General features: G+C 42.7%; 5 protein-coding genes and 2 pseudogenes. 5 read left to right on the top strand and 2 right to left on the bottom strand.

Annotated elements, in window-relative coordinates; all coding sequences use genetic code 11:
* Nucleotides 1-566: 566 nt before the first annotated feature.
* The gene (locus QVP94_RS19415) at nucleotides 567-740 is read right to left on the bottom strand and encodes a hypothetical protein (protein ID WP_005859435.1); all 174 of its coding nucleotides are present in this window, start codon (nucleotides 738-740) and stop codon (nucleotides 567-569) included.
* Between QVP94_RS19415 and QVP94_RS09640 the strand changes: the two are divergent.
* Nucleotides 738-929: pseudogene (locus QVP94_RS09640) on the top strand (site-specific integrase); the annotation flags it as partial. The gene QVP94_RS19415 and the pseudogene QVP94_RS09640 overlap by 3 nt on opposite strands.
* Before the next feature lie 81 nt (nucleotides 930-1010).
* Nucleotides 1011-1628: an FAD:protein FMN transferase gene (locus QVP94_RS09635; protein ID WP_005825771.1), complete on the top strand. Its 618-nt coding sequence runs from the start codon at nucleotides 1011-1013 to the stop codon at nucleotides 1626-1628.
* 98 nt (nucleotides 1629-1726) lie between these two features.
* On the opposite strand, the gene QVP94_RS09630 is transcribed toward QVP94_RS09635, so the two are convergent.
* Nucleotides 1727-1837, bottom strand: coding sequence for a helix-turn-helix domain-containing protein (locus QVP94_RS09630; RefSeq protein WP_229031962.1), 111 nt, complete (start codon nucleotides 1835-1837; stop codon nucleotides 1727-1729).
* Between QVP94_RS09630 and QVP94_RS09625 the strand changes: the two genes are divergently transcribed.
* The 3 genes and pseudogenes from QVP94_RS09625 to QVP94_RS19410 all read left to right on the top strand — a co-directional run.
* Entirely contained in the window at nucleotides 1814-1966 is a 153-nt protein-coding gene (locus QVP94_RS09625) for a hypothetical protein (protein WP_005825773.1), read from the top strand. The genes QVP94_RS09630 and QVP94_RS09625 overlap by 24 nt on opposite strands.
* A gap of 310 nt (nucleotides 1967-2276) precedes the next feature.
* Entirely contained in the window at nucleotides 2277-2582 is a 306-nt protein-coding gene (locus QVP94_RS09620; RefSeq protein ID WP_005859437.1) for a hypothetical protein, read from the top strand.
* Between the two features lie 190 nt (nucleotides 2583-2772).
* Nucleotides 2773-3625: pseudogene (locus QVP94_RS19410) on the top strand (transposase); the annotation flags it as partial.

Below are 3625 nucleotides of genomic sequence, written 5' to 3'. Positions count from 1 at the left end.
CGCCGATTTCTGCGGCATAAAGAAAAACCTGACCACGCACGTTGCGAAACACAATGCTTTTGCTATCTAACTGAAAATTAAATAGTTCTCTTGTTATTTTTATTTAATAGGTAACTATTTAGAAACGAGCGAAATTCAGCGGCTTGTTTCATCTTACATACATTCAAAGGACGTTTTTGTTATGCAAAAATAAGGTTTTCAAGTGAGAAAAACAAAATATCCTTAGGCTTTATCTCCTAAAAACTACCAGTAATGGGGGGCTGGAAAACAATCCTCCTTTTGAAGATATTTCTCTTCTTTTATGTACATATCCGCGTATGCTTTGCGGAACAAATGTCTTTTTCTATTATTAATATTCATCATTTCCTTTTTTGCCAAACGCATCTTACTATCAGGTCTGTCCTTTTTTCTATAGTTGTGTCCCTGGCATAAGACTGTCCTGCCGGGTTACGGGTATGGAAGTGTTCCTCTTCCCCTTTGTCTGGCGGTTGCATCTCAAAGGTTCATCCCGGGCAAGGCAGCCGGTAACACAAGCAGGGCGGTCCGTCGGAGTCCACGTAATAATTTCACATTTTCTGTGTTTCTTTCTGTAAGGCTTCCTTCAGCGTCTGCTTGTCCAGTGTTTTCTGTTTCGACATGAGCAGCTGCAGGGCGCAACGGCGCACCACGTTGGTTATGGAAGGAAAGGTAAAAATAATAAAAGAATTGATTCGCTTCAATAAAAATCCAGTTTTTTTCATATCGGACATTATACCTTTGTTGTTTCGGGTATATTAAAAGGCGTGCCATAAGAAACTTTACAAAAGTATTAGGACACAAAATCAATCTTTTCTATGCAGATATATGCTGAACTGATTAACCCAAAGGTCGGAGAAGATACGGACAAAATTTTCGATAAGATTAGTTTCATATATCGCTTAGCTAATTAGAAATGTATTCTACATAGAGATACACTTGGCACAAAAAACATCGTAAGATATATAACTTGATGCAATCCTTTCCGCACAGCCATGCAAGCGTCGGAACAAACAGGCGGGATATTTGACGTAACTTGTGCACCGCTTATCAACCTGTGGGGATTTGGCTTTACAAAGTTTGACAGCATCACTCCGCAACTCGTAGACAGTATCCGCCACTTTGTAGGCTTCCGAAAAGTGCGTTTACAGGGCAACCGTGTGATGAAAGACGATCCCCGCATCCTGCTCAATTTCTCGGTGCTCGGCGGCGGTACTATCTGTAACATAATCGCGTGTTTGTTCGACCGCAAAGGCATATCGAACTATATGATAGACATCGGCGGCGAAATGATAGCGAAAGGAAAGAACCCGCAAGGGTGGAATTGGTGCATTGGCATTGTCAGACCGAAGGATGACAGTACCGGAACAAACTCCGAGCTTGAACAAATTGTGCAACTGTCGGAACGGCTGGGACTCGCAACTTCCGGCAACTACCGTAATTTCTATCTGAAAGATGGAAGGAAATACGCTCATGCCATCAATCCGATAACAGGATATCCGGTTCAAAAGGATATATTGAGTGCTACAATTATTGCCCATCAGTGCATGCTTGCTGATGCCTATGCAACGGCCTTTATGACGTTGGGGAGCCGCAAAGCCCGTCAGTTGTAGAAAGAGCATCCGGAAATTGACAATTTCATTATCTATACGGACAGTTGCGGAAACTACCGGACAGAGTACTCGCCGCGAATGAAAAGGTATCTGGCAGATTAATGTTTTCTATATTCCTGCGGAGTAGAGCCGGTGAACCGTTTAAAGAATTGGGTGAAGAACGCCGTATTTTCAAATCCCAGCGAATGGGCTATCTCCTTTACGAACATATACGCAATTACTTCGGCGTGAAAGTGACAAAGGGAGTCGCTTTCCAGTTTATGGTGAACAACCTGTTGAGCAAGGAGTGCGGCTATCGTTCGATAACATTCATGGTGAAATTGGATATTACTTTTTAACAGTAGAAGGATAATAACCAGGAGCCGTAATGGAGAGATTACTTTCGTTACGACTCCTTTCGCATGCCGTCTGCATGATTTTAACGTCTCAACTCTCTTATTCACAGTCGTTAGACCATGTGTAGCCATGTGTATCGCATTCCACATCATTGTAGAAAAAATGCCCATCAGACATTTGCATTATGCAATATGAATAATTCATAAGGGTCTGTTTTACAGCAATATGATAAATATCCATTTATTTGGCACGGTGATTGTCTATTCTTTAGCGTAAGACGATAAGATGTTTAACAATTTAATAATTAGCATTATGAAAAAGGTATTGTTTGCAGTAGCACTGGTAATGGGATTAGGTAGTTCAGTAGCATTCGCTAACAACATGGCATCAGATGTTGAAATCGTTGCAATGGTGAACGAGTTTAAACCGATTGATATAAAGGAACTCCCGCAGGCAGTTCAGGACGCCATCAAGAAAGACTATGCTGAATCCACCATTAAGGAAGCAGCCGTAGAAGTGGCAGAAGATGGCGTAAAGACTTATAAAGTAACTTTGGTTGATGCCGTCGGAACCGAAAGCGTTGTGTTTTTCAACGAAAAAGGTGAAATGCTGAAATAATTCTGAATGGTTATTTAGGATAACAGTTACATTTGCACATAAAATAAACAAGGCTGTCTCAAATAAACTTTGGGATGGCCTTTTTTGTGTCTGCAAAAAATCGGGTAAGCCCTAACTTCGCTCAGCCAGAACTTGCCCATCTCCCTAATTTTTTGTATCTTAGGGCATCAAGTAAGATATCCCAAAGATAATGTTTAAAAGTTACACATCCAACGATAATCTGCTTTTACCTCCATGTTTAGGCGATTTTATTCCCCGGAACGATCCGGTCCGGGTTGTTCACCGCATCATTGAACAGATAAACCTTGAAGCACTTTACCGTAAGTATTCCCCTAAAGGCTGTTCTGCGTACCACCCACGCATGATGCTTCAGATTCTTGTCTATGCATTTGCGTAATATCTATTCCAGCCGTCGCATAGAAGAGTTCTGTCGTAATGACATACGCTTCATGTGGCTTACCGGCAATGTAACTCCTGACCATAATACCATCAACCGTTTCCGCAGCAGCCGGCTAAAGGATGTGCTGAAGACGATATTTGCAACCATTGTAAAGTTTCTCGTGGCGGAAGGTTTTGTAAGTCTGGATGTGGCCTGTACTGACGGGACGAAGATGGAGGTGAACGCCAACCGTTATACGTTCGTCTGGGGGGCAAATCTATACATACCCGCATATCCAGAATCGCGGAACAGCTTGAGGAGATATGGCAATACGCCGAGTCCCTCACCAAGCAGGAACTGCGTGATTCCGCTCCGGTTGCCTATCAGGATATCACCCCGGAGAAAGTGGAAAAGGCACTCGGGCAGATAGATGATGCCCTGAATGGAGTGGATGCTGACAAGAAGATGAAAGCGAAGGTAAGACGTGTAAGGAAGTCATGGCCTGAACAGCTCAGGAAATATGAATCACAGGGAGAGATACTTGACGGACGTAACAGTTACTCAAAGACAGACAATGACGCTACTTTCATGCGCATGAAAGAGGACCATATGAGAAATGGGCAGCTTAAACCCGGATATAATGCACAGATCAGTACCAACAAGC

This window comes from Parabacteroides sp. CAG:2, assembly GCF_000436315.1.
Taxonomy (GTDB): domain Bacteria; phylum Bacteroidota; class Bacteroidia; order Bacteroidales; family Tannerellaceae; genus Parabacteroides; species Parabacteroides distasonis.
Note: the sequence above shows the minus strand (reverse complement) of the source record. Positions and strands in the feature narration are given on the sequence as shown.

Excerpts from the sequence above, each read along its gene's own strand:
- QVP94_RS19415 (WP_005859435.1), bottom strand. The coding sequence starts at position 740 with ATGAAAAAAACTGGATTTTTATTGAAGCGAATCAATTCTTTTATTATT.
- QVP94_RS09635 (WP_005825771.1), top strand. The coding sequence starts at position 1,011 with ATGCAAGCGTCGGAACAAACAGGCGGGATATTTGACGTAACTTGTGCA.
- QVP94_RS09625 (WP_005825773.1), top strand. The coding sequence starts at position 1,814 with ATGGGCTATCTCCTTTACGAACATATACGCAATTACTTCGGCGTGAAA.
- QVP94_RS09630 (WP_229031962.1), bottom strand. The coding sequence starts at position 1,837 with ATGTTCGTAAAGGAGATAGCCCATTCGCTGGGATTTGAAAATACGGCG.
- QVP94_RS09620 (WP_005859437.1), top strand. The coding sequence starts at position 2,277 with ATGAAAAAGGTATTGTTTGCAGTAGCACTGGTAATGGGATTAGGTAGT.